The organism is Emticicia sp., from assembly GCF_043780375.1.
Taxonomy (GTDB): Bacteria; Bacteroidota; Bacteroidia; order Cytophagales; family Spirosomataceae; genus Emticicia.
Genome location: NZ_JAYWCU010000074.1, coordinates 25,430 through 41,746, shown reverse-complemented (window position 1 = coordinate 41,746; position 16,317 = coordinate 25,430). Strand labels below are relative to the sequence as shown.

Sequence of the window (16,317 nt, the reverse complement as noted above, 5' to 3'; positions counted from 1 at the left end):
AGTGATGCCAATAATTACAACAAACTTTACCCCATGTTTTTGGGCTATCCGTGGTACATGCACGGGCTTTGGGGCAGAGCATTGAGTACGCAGACTTCGACCTTATCTTTAAGTGAAGAGCAACTCAAAGGCTCGCAAATGGGATTGGCAAATTTTGAAATAAGATTACCTTTTACAGGTGCAAAAAAACTATCATTGATAAACTTTCAGGATGTGCCTTCGGACCTCAATATATTTTTTGATATGGGCATAGCTTGGGACGATAAAAAGGCAATTGGCAAAGAATCGCAATATAGTTTTAGTGATGGTAGCAAACAAACGCTTAAACTCAATCCTATCATTAGTACGGGGATTAGCTTGCGGATAAATGCTTTAGGTTATTTGATTATTGAGCCTTATTTGGCATTTCCTATTTATAATGGTAAGCGACAATCAGCTGTAACAGGAATTAATTTTATGGTGCCTGGATGGTAAATAATGGTAAATGTCGAATGAACAATTAAGAATGGCTATCTATTATAAATTATGGTTTTAAGAATTCTACTCGCCGACGACCACCAAATGCTACTCGAAAGCCTTGCTGACTCCATTAATCAAAGTGCTGCTTTTGAAGTGATAGCGACGGCATATAATGGAACAGAAGTGCTTCAAAAATTGGAGATTTACACCATTGATGTGTTGGTTTGTGATGTTCAAATGCCTATTTTAGATGGAATCAGTACGATTTTACAAGTTCGCCAGCTTTATCCCGATATAAAAATACTAATGCTTTCGATGCTCGAAGATGCTCCGAAAATAACAATGGCGATTCAAGCTGGGGCAAATGGTTATATTTTAAAAAAAGCTAAAAAAGCAGAATTAGAAAACGCAATTTTGACTATTGCAAGAGGAGAAAAATATTTTGCCGATGAAATATTGCAAATACTCAAAATTCAAGAGCCAATCCAAGAAAATCTACCTTCAGGAATTACACAACGAGAAATTGAAATCTTAAAATTGATTGCCAATGAGTTTTCGAGCCAACAAATTGCTTCTCAACTCAATATTTCGTTGAATACAGTCGAATCTCACTGAAAAAATATCTACCAAAAACTCAATATCAAAAATCTGGCAGGAGCTATTCGCTTTGCCCTTCAAAATCATTTAATTGAATAGCAAATATCACGGCATACCGTGATTGACAACGACATGTAGGTGGTATAACTTTGCAAGAAAAATATACCATGAAAACCATTGAAAACATACATGTGGGGTCCAGAACCTATGTCCCTCCTGAAACAATCGTCATGATTCAATCAGATGCAAATTACTCTTTGATTTATCTTGTTAATGGGCAGAAATTTATCGTTTCAACCTGCCTCAAAATCCTCGAAAAACGATTCGCTGTTATTAATTCTTTTGCCAGAGTTCACAAATCTTTTTTAGTCAATCTTGATTATTTTAAATCTTATCAAGAAGGTCATTTTCTGCTCGAAAACGATTTAATATGTATTGTTTCGAGGCGAAAATTCAAAAGACTACGAGAAGATAACCGAGTAAATTTATTAAACGATTAATTATCAACCAATAAAACTCAACATACCATGAAAAAATTATTTATTTCAACAATTATTTTATGCTTGCTTGTAGCTGTAGGAGCTTTTTCTCAATCGGTACAGCTTACTCCTATCAATGATGAAATATTAGTAACCAAATATGGTGGTACCCCTCCTAATTTAGCGGGAAGGCGAACTGGTGGTTCAGTAGCTTCACCTACTGCAACAACTGCCAGTGGAGGTTTAGTTACTTTTAGTGGTAGAGGTTATACTGGAAGTAGTTTTACATCTGATAAAGCTCAAATTTCGATGACTGCCGACGAACTATTTTCACCTACTGCTAATGGTACAAGGATCACTTTTTCAACTACTTTGAACGGAACAACAAGTTTGACTGAACGAATGAGAATTGACAATAATGGCAAAGTGGGCATTGGTGCAACCAATCCTTTGGCAAGATTGCAAATTACGCATGATGGAACAGATAGTGACCCTCATTTAAGGTTACATACTACTGGTTCATTTTCAAGAATAAATTGGACTACTGCAACTAATGTCCATCTCTGGACAGCACAAAGTTATCTTGAAAGTGCCACTGCTGCAAGCAATTATTGGACATTAGAATATGATGGAATTCGACATTTATATGTTAAAGGTGATGGCAATGTTGGAATCGGGACAAGTACGCCTGATACGAAACTTCAAGTAGTTGGCAATGAAAATGATGGAATAGATGCTTCGCTAAAAATTACGAGTGGTGCACAAAGTATGTTATTTGATGGAAACGAAATTGATGCTTTGTCAACGGGTTTATATTTAAATAATAATACTGCTCTTAACGTGATTCTTGCCCAAGGTGGCGGAAACGTTGGTATTGGTACTACTACCCCTAACAATAAATTAGATGTTTTGGGAATTATAAGAGCAAATGAAGTAATTGTGGAAACAGGTTGGGCCGATTATGTTTTCAACGAAGATTATAATCTAAAACCTTTGGATGAAGTTGAGGCATTTATCAAGGCTAACAAACATTTACCTTCTGTGCCTTCGGCGGCAAGTATTCAAGACAAAGGAGCTCATGTAGCAGAATTAATGACCAAAATGATGGAAAAAATAGAAGAACTAACACTTTATTCGATTCAACAAAAGAAAGAAATTGATGCTTTGAAGAAACGTTTAGACGAAAAAAAGTAGTTTTTTTGAGTATTTTTCTAACATTTAATCATTTCTTGACATGAAAAAGATTTTAATTTTATTCTCCTTCTTAATATTTGGAAGTTTGTCTTTGAAAGCCCAAAAAGTTGAATGTACTACAAGAGCTGGAAATATTCCGTATATGTTTTCAAAAGAAAAACAAGACAGTATTAATACTATTTTGGCAATCAATTCTCCCTATTGCATCAGGGCTTATATTACCGTATTTGCCGATGATAATGGTTCAAACAGAGCCGACACCGATGCGAATATTCTTGCTAATTTTCAGTTTATGGTCAATTCTTTTCAAACTCATAGTATTTGTTTTATGCTCATAAACATTCGACAAATTAATAATACTGATTTGAATAACCATGATTCTGATACCGAAGAAGCAGAACTTAATCCGTTTAGAATAACCGATTGTTTGAACATTTTTATTCACCGTTCATTACCAGGTAACGGAACTGCTTACGCAATACCTAACACTTATTGTAGCTTAGATGGCGTAAGTTATAATATCGCAACTATGGGACATGAAGTGGGGCATTGTTTGGGTCTTTACCACACATTTCAAAAATTTGGAAACCCTTCAGTTCAAGAGAATGTTACAAGAAATAGTGGAAATGCCTGTTATAACTGTACAACTCAGGGCGATTTGCTCTGCGATACACCTGCCGATAATGATGGAGGAGTTAATGGCTCTTGTGTTTATACTGGCGGAGGAACCGACCCTTGCAATGGTTCATCATTTGCTCCAATGACTTCTAATATGATGGCTTATGGTAATTTTCTTTGTAGAAATGCCTTTACAACTGGGCAAGGTAGCCGCATGCGTTCAACTATCGTTGGCAATGCTACCATCAACGATTTAGCTACCAATGACATCGTTTATAGGCCTTCCTCAAGTAATAGTACGATTACTTGGACTATTAACGAAGGTTTTGAAACAGCAAGAGACGAATTATACATTAGTAATTATGTAAATGACGCTTATAATGTTTCGGGGTCGGCAGTGCGGCGGTTTGTATCTAAGAAAGTATATTTAAGACCTGGTACGCATTTTTATCCTACTACGGGAAGAGTTCATATCAAAACAAATCCTTACTGTAATTAATTGAAATTTAAAAAGTTTTGACAACGTCTTTTTTCAAATCCAAAAGCACTGAAACGACCAATTTAGTGCCTTTGGATTTTTCAGAATCAATATAAAACTCACCATCCATAGTTTCTAATCGGTCTTGAATATTTTTAAAACCAATACCCTTTTCGTTATTTTTATTTATTCCCGTACCCTTATCTACTACTTCCAACCAAAGGATATTTGCTTTTTCAAAAAGTGAAATAGTGGCATTTGTTGCCTTTGAATGTTTGATAATATTCTGAATTAATTCTAAACAAATAGCATAAATATTTAAATCAATGGCTTTGTTTTGATAAGCTAAATTATTGATTATCAGACTAAATCTAATTTTTTGATTGGTATTCATTTTTCCAATCATCATTCGCAAAGCATTCTCTAAGCCTTCTTTTTCTAATTCTTCAGGCATCAAATTATGAGATAAAATTCTGACTTCATCGTACGAATTTTCGGTCATAGAAAGGATATTAGCATAAATTTTTCGTTCACGCTCAGTCAATTGTTCAGTATTGATATTATCTAGTGAAATATTGATTGCTGTCAGCAAACTTTCCAAATTATCATGCAAATCTGCCGCCATGCGTTTACGCTCAATACTTTGTCCTCGTTGCATGGCTTCCTTACTTTCGTTGTATGATTTTTGCAATTCCGCCGTACGAGTTCTTACTTTTTCCTCCAATTGCTCGTTCAATAATTCGGTCTGTTTTTTTCGTTTTTGAATATTCCTAAAATTTAGTGTCAACGATAATAATAGAAGCCCCAACATCCCTAAGACAATCCAAAGAAATTGTTGCGTTTGTTGCTTTCTTTCTGCTTAAACATTTAGCGAATTTATATGGTTTTGCTGCAAAAGTTGCGTTTTTTCAGAAGTAGTTCTTAATTGTTCAATTTGGAGTTTTCGAGCCAATTCATCATTTTTATTTTTCTCAAAAAGAGCTTTTTTCTCAACTTCATTGTTCTCGGCTTTCAACAATAAAATCTCATTGGCTCGTTGTGATGAATCAATAATGACTTTTTGCAACAGTTGCCGCTTATCAAATTCAGCTTTTTCTTTTTCCGTTTCTAGCTTTCGTTGAAGATTCAACACTTGCGTTAATTTTCGTCGATTAGTAATCGAATCATTCAAAGTCATGTAATTTTCGTAGGCAATTAGTGCCAAATCGTACCTTTTTAGTTTTTTTAAAGACAAATATTGAATTTCTAAATTATCCATTTCATGCTTTATAGCCATCGAAGTCTGAGCCAAAAACTCCGATTTTTTGGCATAATTATAAGCTAATTGATAATACTTTAAAGCTTCCGAAAAGTTCTTTTGCTCGGCATAAATCACCCCAATATCATCGTATTTGTAGGCAAATGAGGTATTCGCTATTCTAAGTTTTTCTTTAGTAATACCCGTTTTAAAGTCGTTTTTTTTGCATAATTCAATAATATCTAAGGCTTTTAGATGAAAAATCAAGGAATTATCATAATCACGAAGCAGTTGATAACTACTCGCAATTCGAGTAAGCGAATAGGTTGTCAGAATCAAATCAGCACCCTCCAAATTTGCTGTCAGCTTATATGCCTCCAGACTAATATCGAGGGCTTTTTGGTAGTCCGTTTTGATAGCATAAACTGTTGCAATATAATCATAAGCCCTAAAAATATTTATGGTATAACCGCAATGTTTGGCATATTTGAGCAATTTTTGAGAATAAACCAGCATCGGATCGGGATTTTTCTGCGGGATTCGGGTACTATAATATAAATAGGCCAAACGCTCCGAAGCCAAAACAAGAAGAGTATCTTCTCTCTTGTTTCTCTGTTTTTTTTCGAGAGAAAAAAGCAGGTTTTTTGTAGCCATCAAAATACTATCGGCATTGACGGGTTTATGTGCCAAATCAGCCGCTTTGAAAGTATCATTCAGATTGGGCAGACGAACCTATTGTGCAAAAACAATATTAAAAGTGCCAATAAGAAGAAGTGAAAAATATGTAATTTTATTTTTCATATTTTGAATGAATTTCAAAAGTAATATGTAAAAATAGAAGATAAATTTTGGATATAACTTTTTCTCATTGCTATTTGCATTAAAATTTACTGAATGGTAAATTCGGGGGTGTAGCTCAGTTGGTTAGAGTGTCTGCATGGCATGCAGGAAGTCGTGGGTTCGAATCCCATCTCCTCCACAAACATTTCGAAAGAACTGCACAAAAAAGCCTTTGAATATCGCTAATAGCATTGTTCGAGGGCTTTTTTATTATAATTTATCGTTTTTTCTACATTGTATTGTGGCATTTATGTATTGTTTACATCTACCAAAATGAAAACACATTTTCATTTTTATGTGAATATTTCAAATTAAAAGTGGCAGAAAAAAGGCAATAAATCTTTTGTATATTTAACGTTAGCATTAGTCGAGAAACATTAACCATAACCAGCCGTAGCTTTAAAATTTGAAAGACAAAAATGAAAATTAAACTAACAATCGTAGCTCTATTCATTAATCTTTTAGCTTTTTCGCAAGCAAAACTAATCAAAGAAGAATTTATTAATCCTTCTCCCGAAGAAAAATCTTGCCACGCTTCCACTATTGTTGAGCTTTCAAAATCAAATTTGATGGCAGCATGGTTTGCGGGTGAACATGAAAATCATTATAAAGTTGGTATTTGGGCTTCTACTTTTAGTAATGGAATTTGGAGCAAAGCAGCCAAAATAGCCGATGGCATTGTGAATGGAAAGCAATACGCTTGTTGGAATCCTGTGCTTTTTAAAAATAAAGAAGGAAAATTGTTTTTGTTTTATAAAGTAGGCGTAACTCCAAGAGAATGGTGGGGAATGATGAAAACCTCAATAAATGACGGAGAAACGTGGTCGGAAGCTACAAAACTACCTAATAATATTCTTGGGCCAATCAAAAACAAGCCCATTCAACTGACATCGGGCGAAATTCTACATCCCTCAAGCACCGAAAGTTTAGATAGTAAAATATGGAAAACTCACGTCGAAATATCAGATTCCGACGCTAAAAATTGGAAGAAAATAGAAATTGAATGCGGAGACTATGGTGTAATTCAACCCACTTTTTTAACTCATGCTGATGGAAAAATTCAAATGCTTTTGAGAAGTCGGCAGAATCAAATTGTTCAATCGTGGTCGGTAGATAGTGGACAATCATGGAGCAAACTCTCCCCTATCAATTTACCAAATCCAAACTCAGGAATAGATGCTGTCACACTCGCAGATGGTTCGCATATATTAATTTATAACCCATTACCGTCGGGCAATAGGTGGTCGAACGGCAGAAATATATTAAAAGTAGCTATTTCAAAAGACGGCAATAATTGGAAAGATATTTACGAATTAGAAAATATTGATAAAAGCGAATTTAGCTATCCAGCAGTCATTCAAACCCAAGATGGGCTGATACACATCACCTATACTTTTGATCGAAAATTGATTAAACATGTTGTTCTGAAATATTAATTTGTAAAAAATTATAGCATGTTAAACCTCAAAAATTAATACTGTTTTTTCCAAATAAATGTTTGAAATTAGTAATTTTGTCATTTAACTAAAAATATTTATGCAAACCAAATACTATAAATACTTCATCATTTACATCTCGCTGACTTTGGTTACTTGGTCATGCGGAAAAGTAGCCACTCCAGACCCCGAACCAGTAGTTTTAGTAAGTTCAACTTTGGTAAAAGAATTAACTAAAGAACAATTAATAGCCTCACTTAGCTTAACATTAGGTTCACAAGTTTCATTATTTGTACAAGGAGGCGTAAAACAATATAAAATTGTTTACAAAACAAAAAATACTGATGGCACCGAAATCCAAGCATCAGGTGCTGTTATTATTCCAGTTGGTGCAACTCTATCCGGACCATTGCCTTTACTGAGCTACCAACACGGTACAATTTTTGACGATAAACAAGCACCTTCCTATTTATCAACAGACGGTGAAGGAGCAATTGCATCTTTTTTGTCAACGTTGGGTTATATCGTAGCCGCTCCCGATTATATTGGCTATGGAGCATCAAACAATTTGCCACATACATACGAACATCGCAACGGATTAGCCACTGCTGGTTTAGATATGCTTCGTGCCACAAAAGAGTTTATCACAAAAGAAAAAGCCAATTGGAATCAAAGTTTATATATTGCTGGCTATTCGGAAGGAGGCTATGCTACAATGTCGTTGCAAAAGAAAATTGAGGAAGAAGCACCAACAGAATTTAACTTAAAAGCATCAAGTTGTGGTGCTGGAGCTTATAATAAAACTTCAAGTTTCAAGACCTTAGTCTCGACAAAATCAAGTGGAGATTCACAACATAATGCTTCTTACATCTGGGTACTTTTAACTTATGACAGGATTTATAAACTTAATCGTCCGATGTCAGCGTATTTTATTGAGCCTTTTGCTACACAAATACAAAAAGAGCAACAAAATGCACGAATTTCAGGCAATTTCCTTACAATTTTAAATGATGCCGTAAAAAAGGGAATTACAGACGGAACTGATACCGCTTTACTAACCGCCGTAAAAGACAACGATGTATTTGATTGGAAACCTAAAACTCCTACTCGTTTGTATCACGGTACTGCTGATACTTATGTGCCTTTTATCAATTCACAAACAGCCTTTGATGCCATGCAAAAACGTGGTGCAACCAATGTAGCTTTATTTCCGGTTGCTGGTGGCGACCACGGCTCTACTATTCAATCATTTTTGTTGGGAACACTCGAGTTTTTTAGCAACACAAAGTAAGGCTACAATTCGCTGTTAGAAATCTCCAATTTTGATTAAATTATTGAATTGTGACGAATTGGAAGTAATTTCTGACAGAAAAAAAAATTATTTATTCTATCATTCACTAAATAAAAATTAATATTCAATGGCAAATTTAAGCACTGGGGTTGTTCACACAGTTTTTTTCTGGTTAAAAGAAAAAGACAACGAAGCACATCAAGCTGCCCTTCTCGCAGGTTTGAAAGAACTTTCAAAAATTGATTTAATTAAAACTGCTTATGTTGGCAAGGCAGCTAATACAAACAGATCAGTAATTGACTCTTCTTATAGTTTTTCTTTGACATTTGTATTTGACAATCCTGCCGACCAAGATACTTACCAAACACACCCTGACCACCTTGTATTTGTTGCTAATTGCTCTCATTTGTGGGAAAAAGTGCAGGTTTATGATGCCGAAAGTTAATTTTTAGCAAAATATTTCCAAAATCAGCTAATTTTTTAAAAAATTAGCTGATTAAAACTGCAAACGAAAGTTTGCCACGCCCCTTTCCCCATGAAAAAACTTCTAATTTCGATATTTTTTATAGTAAGTATTAATACATTTTCTCAAAAATTATCGTTCGATGCCAAAGCAATCATTACTATTTCTGATGCTGATATGGCTGCCTCTGCATACATTGACGGTAAATTCTTAAAAGAAAAAGGCACAAAAGATGCTCTTTCAGTAGTGAAATTTCCACTTGAGAAGTATTCCGAGGAAGTCAAAACTATTGGTGTATCTAATTCAGTATTGAATTGGACAAAAGGAATGGTGCTTTCTCCAAATAATCATATTGCTTATGTAGTTGAAACGAGAGGTACGCCACAAGATAATATAAGCGAACTTAAAAATGTCAATGCTGACTTTCCAGCAGGTGGCTTTATTTCAGTAGTTGATATTAGTGATTTAGCTCAGCCAAAGGTTTTATATAAATTTCCGACAGGCAAAAATCCAATTGCCGTTGAAATTAGTCCTGATGGTGAATATTTAGTCATTTGCAGTGAAGAATACGAGAAAGAATTACAGGTTTTGGAATTGGATACCACCGGAAAACCCATACGTATTATTAATAAGCCAAAAGACTTTCCAAGTGGGCGAATTACCGATGTAAGTTGGCACCCTAACAATAATTACATTGCTTTTACCTTAGAAGATTCAAAAGAGGTTGGACTAATAAAAATAGCACGTGATGGACCAACGGGTAAAATTATCCGTATGGACTTGTTAGGTCATCCCCTTAAAGTAGGGAATTTCCCCGGTGCGGGACAGTTTACTCCTGATGGAAAATATTACCTTGTACCTGACTTAAAGTGGGGAGCAGATGCAAAATCAGAGCAAGGTTATGATGGAAAAGGCGATATGTTTGTTCTAAAATTCAATTTAGAAGGAACAAGCGATCATTTCTTGATTACTAAAACTAAAGTAGGTGAAAGTCCAGAGGGTTTTGCAATTAGCCCTGATGGAAATATGGTTATAGTTGCCAATATGAAAAAAAGCTATTATCCGTGGGAAAGTCTTGAATTTTCGAAAAATTCTTCATTGTCTTTATTGACACTTACCACTGACGGTACACTTACAAATATTGGAGAATATGAATTTGAAGGAATATTACCTCAAAATATAGCTTTTGATAAAAGTGGTAATAACATTGCTGTAACAGTTTTTGACTACTTCAATTTTGGAAAGCATTTTGGTGGAATTGAATTTTGGAAAGTAATTAAAGGCACAAAACCAACATTGCAAAAACAAGATTTTAAACTATTTCTGCCTCGTGGCTGCCATGCACTCAGAATTGTAAAATAATATTTGTGTTTGACTAAAATAGCTTAATTTTAAAACCATTTCTATAATTCAAAAATTGTAGAACTATAACCCACTAAAACCATTGGATTCAACGAACAAAGTAGGTTTAAAAAGAGAAATCGGCGTATTAGGCTTGGCAGCCAATACTTTAAATAGAACCATTGGAGCAGGAATCTTTGTTTTGCCTGCTCTAGTTGCCAATATTTTGGGCGGTGCAAGCATACTCGCTTATCTACTTTGCGGACTGCTTATGATGACAATTATGCTGTGTTTTTCTGAAATTGGAAGCCAAATTACTACTACTGGTGGTGCTTATGCTTATATTCATTCTGCTTTCGGGCCTTTTGCTGGTTTTATTGCTAACTCAATGTTTTGGTTTGTCGGAGTTCTAGCCGATGCTGCGGTTGCCAATGCTATGGTCGATATGTTAACCATTCAGTTTCAGGTATTGTCAAACCCAATTTATCGAGGTATTTTCTTTTTTATTATTTTTGGAGGTTTTGCTTTCATCAATGTGCTTGGCGTAAAGCATGGCGATAATGTAGTCAAAATCAATACACTCATCAAATTAATTCCCTTAACAATTCTTATTGTTGCAGGATTTCTGGGCACTTCAACAGAAAACCTTCGCTGGGACTCTATTCCATCTTTAGAGAAATTAGGGGAAGCATCACTTCTATTATTTTTTGCTTTTGCAGGTGGTGAAGCATCGCTCAATGTTAGTGGCGAGGTAAAAAACCCAAAACGTGTTGTGCCTTTGGGCGTATTATCAGGCATGGCTGCGGTTGTGCTTATTTATATCCTTATCCAAACCATTTCGCAGGGCGTACTTGGTGCAGATTTAGCTTTGCAAAAAGAAGCTCCGCTTGCCGCCGTTGCAAACAAAGTTTTAGGGGAATTCGGTTCAACACTTATCATTGCGGGAGCAGCTTTCTCAATGTTTGCCGCTTTAAGTGGTTCAATTTTATCGTATCCAAGAGTAATTTTTGCAGGAGCAAATAAAGGTTGGATGCCCGCATTTATTGCTAAAATTCACCCCAAATTTGCTACACCCTATTGGGCTATTATAGTTTATGCACTTTTTGATTTTATTTTCTCAATTTCAGGCGGATTTAAAGAGTTAGCAATTATTGCAAGTGCCTCATTATTAAGTATTTACATGGGCGTTGTGTTGGCAACTATTAAATTACGATTGAAAAATAAAGCCACCAAAACTGACTCTTTCAAACTCCCTGGAGGCATTATTATTCCTGTTTTTGCCGCTATTGCTATTTTTTGGTTTCTTTCGCATTTAGCTCAAAAAGAATTTATCGCACTTGGGCTTTTTCTATTAGTGCTGTCAATCATTTATTTTTTGATAAATACTTTTGGAAAGAATAAAAATCAGGGTTCATCAATCTAAGTAGGTATGAATATACGTTAATATGTGTATCTATAACATAACTCTTATTTCCATGAAATACCTCATAATTTCATTATTTTTACTCGTTTTTTCATGCAAATCAAATTCTCAACCTACTGCAATGACAAATGGATTAACCTATTTAGCTTTAGGCGATAGCTATACAATTGGCGAAAGTGTTGCCGAAAGCAACCGTTGGTCTGTACAATTGGCAAAAAGTTTAAGTAATGCAGGAGTGGTAGTTGCCGAACCAAAAATAATTGCCCGAACTGGTTGGACAACCGATGAACTGAAAGCAAAAATAGTTTCTGAAAATATTACCCAAACATACGACCTCGTTTCTCTTTTAATTGGTGTAAATAACCAATATCGTGGACGAAGTGTGGAGCAATTTCGCATCGAATTTATTGACTTACTTGAAACTTCCCTCAAATTTTCACGAAATAATCCTGCTCACGTGCTAGTAGTTTCGATTCCAGATTGGGGAGTTACACCTTTTGCTTCAGACAGAAATCAAAAAGAAATTGCCGCTCAAATCGACCTTTTTAATGCTGTAAAGAAAGAAGAAACCGAAAAAAAAGGCATTTTATTTGTTGATATTACTCCTATTTCACGTCAGGCAGTAAATGATAAAAGCCTCATTGCCAATGATGGTTTACATCCTTCAGGAAAAATGTATCAATTATGGGTGGAAAAAATTACGCCAGAATTGTTGAAAAAGTTAAAATAAGTAGTCGATGGTCAATGGACAACAGTCAATATTTCTATAAACGACTTTTACAAAATTAAATATTACCAACTACTTAAATGAATTTCGAAGAATATTACCAAAAAGCACTCGAATTTGACAAAAATGATTCACTTGCTTCGTTCAAAAATCAATTTGAGTCGCACGACGAGATTTATTTAGACGGAAATTCTTTGGGGAAGCTTCCCAAACGGACAATGGAACTAACAACCGATTTGATTCAAAATCAATGGGGAAAACGTCTGATAAGAAGCTGGAACGAACATTGGATGGCACTTCCCAATAAAATTGCAGCCAAAATTGCCAAAATAGTTGGAGCAAGGGAAGACGAGATTTTTGTGGGGGAAAGCACTTCTATTAACTTTTATAAATTGGCTTATGCTGCACTAAATTTTGATCCTTCTCGTACCAAAATCATTAGTGATTCTCTCAATTTTCCTACTGATTTATATGTTTTGCAAGGTTTAATTGAACAACAATTTCAATCTCATTCTTTGAAAATCATCGAAAGTAAAGATGAAATTAGCATAACCGAAGAACAAATCGCTGCCCAATTAGACCAAAACACTGCTTTTCTTACACTAAGTCATGTTGTTTTCAAAAGTGCATTTATGTACGATATGAAAAAAATCAATGCTTTAGCTCATCAAAAAGGTGCCTTTGTTATTTGGGATTTAAGCCACGCAGCAGGTGCTGTTCCTATTCATTTGAACGAGGCAAATGCAGATATGGCGGTTGGTTGTACGTATAAATACCTCAATGGTGGGCCAGGTTCTCCTGCTTTTTTGTACGTACGAAAAGATTTACAAGAAAAACTTCTAAACCCCATTTGGGCTTGGTTTAGTCACCAAAAGCCTTTTGAGTTTAGTTTAGACTATGAAGCAAAAAATGATATTCAACGTTTTTCGACAGGTACACCATCAGTGATTTCGTTGGCAGCAATTGAACCAGGTTTAGATTTATTAATTGAAGCTGGAATATCAAATCTTCGTCAAAAAAGTATTTTACAAAGCAATTTTTTAGTTGCAATGATTCAAAATTGCTTAGTTCCACTCGGTTTTACTATTGCTTCTCCATTAAATATAAATGAACGAGGTTCGCATATTTCAATCCAACACGCCGAAGGTTATCGAATCAATCGTGCAATGATTGAGCCTTTTGATGGCTCAAAAAGTATTATTCCTGATTTTAGACCACCCAATAATATTCGCTTAGGCATTGCTCCGCTTTACAATACTTTTCAAGAATTATATGAAACAGTTACAAGAATCAAGCAAATTGTTGAAGAAAAACAGTTTGAAAAATATAGTGCAGAAAAATTGAATGTAACCTAAAAATTAAACCTTTGTAAAGTAGAGACGTTGCAATGCAACGTCTCTACCAACGTCTCTACCAAAATACTATTTCTTGGTTTTGTCTTTTATTACTGCCTGAATCACGTCCCACATTTCACTTGGAATTTGATTCAAATGATTGAATTCTCCTGCACCATTTATCCATTCGCCGCCATCAATAGTAACCACTTCGCCATTGATATAAGAAGAAAAATCGGACATTAAATAAGCTGCTAAATTAGCCAATTCTTGATGTTCCCCTACTCTTTTCAGAGGTACATTTCCGAAATCAGAGAAACGCTCACGTAAATGTTCAGGAAAAGCATCAACAGGAAAAAGTCTGTCCCAAGCACCTTTGGTTGGAAATGGGCCTGGAGCAATCGCATTGAAACGAATACCATATTTTGCCCATTCAACCGCCAAACTGCGAGTCATTGCCAAAACACCAGCCTTTGCCATTGCCGAAGGCACAACAAAAGCCGAGCCGGTCCAAGCATAAGTTGTCACAATGCTTAATACCGTAGCTTTCTGTTTTTGCTCAATCCAATGTTTGCCAAAAGCCAAAGTTGAATAATAACTTCCTTTCAAAACAATGTCCACAATCGTATCAATGGCTCGATGAGAAAGTCGCTCGGTTGGAGAAATAAAATTTCCTGCTGCATTATTTAATAAACCATTTACCTGACCAAATTCTGCCAAAGCCTTATCTTTCATTGCCTCAATTGCACCATAATCACGCACATCGCAAGCAATTGGCAGCACTTTTCCACCAGTTTCTTTTTCTAATTCATGAGCTGTTTCTTCCAAAACTGCCAGTTTTCTACTCGTAATAACCACATTTGCACCGAGTTCGAGAAAATATTTCGACATTGCTTTACCAAGACCCGTTCCGCCACCCGTAACCACAAAAGTTTTACCATCTAGCGATCCTTCTTTTAACATTGGTTGATTATACGCCATTTTATTTAATTTTTAGTGTTGAGTATTTTGTTGAATTAGTTGATTGTCAATAGACGATAGTCCAGAGAAATTTACTAATCCGCAAATTAAAGCAAAAAGCCACAAATGATTGATTCATTTGTGGCTTTTTTAACAAAAACTATCACTAAAATTATTTTGAAGCAACAATTTTAACATCAACTTGAAAATTATCGTTAATCATTTTGTCACCGATAGTATCAAAAAATGATTTTGAATTGTATTTACTACCAAATTTTGTACGATCAACTTCAAACTTTGCGGTTGCAGTTGTTGCACCTTTAGCAATTGTTACAACCGCTGGAAATGTAATTGATTGCGTAACACCGTTGATTGTCAAATCGCCGGTAATGTCATAATTAGTAGCCGTTTTTGCTATTGCTTTCTTGATTTTTAAAGTAGCTGTTGGATATTTTGCTACGTCGAAGAAATCAGGAGAAGTCAGATGACCAATCAATTTTGCATTATAACCTGCATCTGTCAAATCCAAACATTTAATAGATTTCATATCAATCGTAAACTCGCCGCCTGACAATTTACCACCGTTTACAACCAAACTACCATTTTGAACACCGATTGTGCCATTGTGTTCGCCCGTAAATTTCTTACCCAACCAGTTGAATGTACTCGCTTTTGCATCAACTTTTAATGCAACTGGAGCAACTGCTTTACCACCATCAGCCATTGCTGAAACACTTACCAATGCAGCTAAAGCTACAATCATCAAATTTTTTACAACTTTCATTTTTTACTTAATTTTGGTTTAATATTAAAAAACATAAATACTTACAAAAATCAATCGTTACTTCCTCTCAATTTATCTAATAAACAACTCAACGATTCAGCTTCTACTTCGGTGATTTTTTTCATGGCCTGCTCCCATTCAGATTGATGGCTATCTATCATTCCCAAAACTTCTTTCCCTTTTTCAGTAATTCTAATATCACACGCTCGTCTATCTTCAGCATTATCACATCTTGAAACAAAACCTTTCAATAAAAGTTTGTCAACCAAGCGAGAAGCATTCGACATTTTATCCAACATTCGTTCAATAATACCATTGACAGTGATTGGATTGGGGTATTGTCCCCTCAAAATCCTTAAAACATTATACTGCTGCGATGATAAATCGTAAGGTTTCAATAAACCTTGCTGCTCAAAATTCATCCAGTTTGATGTATAAATAATGTTTACCACCAATTTTTGGTACGGACTTTTAAATGGTTTTTGTTGCTTTATATCTTTTTCGATCGACATTCTTATATTAATTTTAAAACGCAATGCAAATATAATACATTAACAATAAATGTTGTTACATATATTACAAAAGTTTTTTTATTAAGTTCATTTTGTATTCAACAAAAATAGTGCTTGTGGTAAAAGTTCTCTTTATGTCTTATA

Annotated in this window: 16 protein-coding genes, 1 tRNA gene and 1 pseudogene; 13 read left to right on the top strand and 5 right to left on the bottom strand. The window is 35.0% G+C overall.

From position 1 onward, the window contains the following. The 5 genes and pseudogenes from ACH2CJ_RS06020 to ACH2CJ_RS06000 all read left to right on the top strand — a co-directional run. Nucleotides 1-474, top strand: a pseudogene (locus ACH2CJ_RS06020) (tolB protein precursor); the annotation flags it as partial. Nucleotides 475-525: 51 nt separating this feature from the next. Then, on the top strand, nucleotides 526-1,074 hold the full coding sequence (locus ACH2CJ_RS06015; RefSeq protein WP_394991346.1) for a response regulator: 549 nt from the start codon (nucleotides 526-528) through the stop codon (nucleotides 1,072-1,074). Between the two features lie 149 nt (nucleotides 1,075-1,223). Further along, the gene (locus tag ACH2CJ_RS06010) at nucleotides 1,224-1,556 is read left to right on the top strand and encodes a LytR/AlgR family response regulator transcription factor (protein ID WP_394991345.1); all 333 of its coding nucleotides are present in this window, start codon (nucleotides 1,224-1,226) and stop codon (nucleotides 1,554-1,556) included. A 27-nt stretch (nucleotides 1,557-1,583) separates the two neighbouring features. Beyond that, nucleotides 1,584-2,729 (top strand): hypothetical protein, encoded by a 1,146-nt coding sequence (locus ACH2CJ_RS06005; protein ID WP_394991344.1) that lies wholly within the window; start codon nucleotides 1,584-1,586, stop codon nucleotides 2,727-2,729. Between the two features lie 40 nt (nucleotides 2,730-2,769). Next, a complete protein-coding gene (locus ACH2CJ_RS06000) occupies nucleotides 2,770-3,846 on the top strand; it encodes a M43 family zinc metalloprotease (protein WP_394991343.1) in 1,077 nt (358 codons plus the stop codon). A gap of 7 nt (nucleotides 3,847-3,853) precedes the next feature. Here the strand turns inward: ACH2CJ_RS06000 and ACH2CJ_RS05995 are convergent, their stop codons facing one another. Both ACH2CJ_RS05995 and ACH2CJ_RS05990 read right to left on the bottom strand, forming a co-directional pair. Next, entirely contained in the window at nucleotides 3,854-4,612 is a 759-nt protein-coding gene (locus tag ACH2CJ_RS05995; RefSeq protein WP_394991342.1) for a sensor histidine kinase, read from the bottom strand. 72 nt (nucleotides 4,613-4,684) lie between these two features. Next, a complete protein-coding gene (locus ACH2CJ_RS05990) occupies nucleotides 4,685-5,752 on the bottom strand; it encodes a tetratricopeptide repeat protein (protein WP_394991341.1) in 1,068 nt (355 codons plus the stop codon). Nucleotides 5,753-5,967: 215 nt separating this feature from the next. On the opposite strand from ACH2CJ_RS05990, the gene ACH2CJ_RS05985 reads away from it, so the two are divergent. The 8 genes from ACH2CJ_RS05985 (at nucleotide 5,968) to kynU (ending at nucleotide 13,938) form a co-directional block, all read left to right on the top strand. Beyond that, nucleotides 5,968-6,041: transfer RNA gene (locus tag ACH2CJ_RS05985), tRNA-Ala, on the top strand. A gap of 280 nt (nucleotides 6,042-6,321) precedes the next feature. Further along, a complete protein-coding gene (locus ACH2CJ_RS05980; RefSeq protein WP_394991340.1) occupies nucleotides 6,322-7,338 on the top strand; it encodes an exo-alpha-sialidase in 1,017 nt (338 codons plus the stop codon). A 100-nt stretch (nucleotides 7,339-7,438) separates the two neighbouring features. Beyond that, nucleotides 7,439-8,629 (top strand): alpha/beta hydrolase family protein, encoded by a 1,191-nt coding sequence (locus ACH2CJ_RS05975; RefSeq protein WP_394991339.1) that lies wholly within the window; start codon nucleotides 7,439-7,441, stop codon nucleotides 8,627-8,629. Between the two features lie 127 nt (nucleotides 8,630-8,756). Then, nucleotides 8,757-9,074 carry a Dabb family protein gene (locus ACH2CJ_RS05970; protein WP_394991338.1) on the top strand — a complete coding sequence of 106 codons (318 nt, stop codon included), beginning with the start codon at nucleotides 8,757-8,759 and terminating at the stop codon, nucleotides 9,072-9,074. 90 nt (nucleotides 9,075-9,164) lie between these two features. Then, entirely contained in the window at nucleotides 9,165-10,454 is a 1,290-nt protein-coding gene (locus tag ACH2CJ_RS05965) for a YncE family protein (RefSeq protein ID WP_394991337.1), read from the top strand. An 82-nt stretch (nucleotides 10,455-10,536) separates the two neighbouring features. Further along, nucleotides 10,537-11,856, top strand: coding sequence for an APC family permease (locus ACH2CJ_RS05960; protein WP_394991336.1), 1,320 nt, complete (start codon nucleotides 10,537-10,539; stop codon nucleotides 11,854-11,856). Between the two features lie 52 nt (nucleotides 11,857-11,908). Further along, on the top strand, nucleotides 11,909-12,586 hold the full coding sequence (locus tag ACH2CJ_RS05955; RefSeq protein ID WP_394991335.1) for an SGNH/GDSL hydrolase family protein: 678 nt from the start codon (nucleotides 11,909-11,911) through the stop codon (nucleotides 12,584-12,586). Nucleotides 12,587-12,663: 77 nt separating this feature from the next. Continuing rightward, complete coding sequence (gene kynU, locus ACH2CJ_RS05950; RefSeq protein ID WP_394991334.1) at nucleotides 12,664-13,938, top strand: kynureninase; 1,275 nt, start codon at nucleotides 12,664-12,666, stop codon at nucleotides 13,936-13,938. 66 nt (nucleotides 13,939-14,004) lie between these two features. Here the strand turns inward: kynU and ACH2CJ_RS05945 are convergent, their stop codons facing one another. From ACH2CJ_RS05945 to ACH2CJ_RS05935, 3 genes are all read right to left on the bottom strand, one after another. Next, nucleotides 14,005-14,898 (bottom strand): SDR family oxidoreductase, encoded by an 894-nt coding sequence (locus ACH2CJ_RS05945; RefSeq protein ID WP_394991333.1) that lies wholly within the window; start codon nucleotides 14,896-14,898, stop codon nucleotides 14,005-14,007. A 151-nt stretch (nucleotides 14,899-15,049) separates the two neighbouring features. Continuing rightward, entirely contained in the window at nucleotides 15,050-15,661 is a 612-nt protein-coding gene (locus ACH2CJ_RS05940; RefSeq protein WP_394991332.1) for a YceI family protein, read from the bottom strand. A 50-nt stretch (nucleotides 15,662-15,711) separates the two neighbouring features. Next, a complete protein-coding gene (locus ACH2CJ_RS05935; RefSeq protein ID WP_394991331.1) occupies nucleotides 15,712-16,173 on the bottom strand; it encodes a MarR family winged helix-turn-helix transcriptional regulator in 462 nt (153 codons plus the stop codon). Nucleotides 16,174-16,317 lie beyond the last annotated feature (144 nt).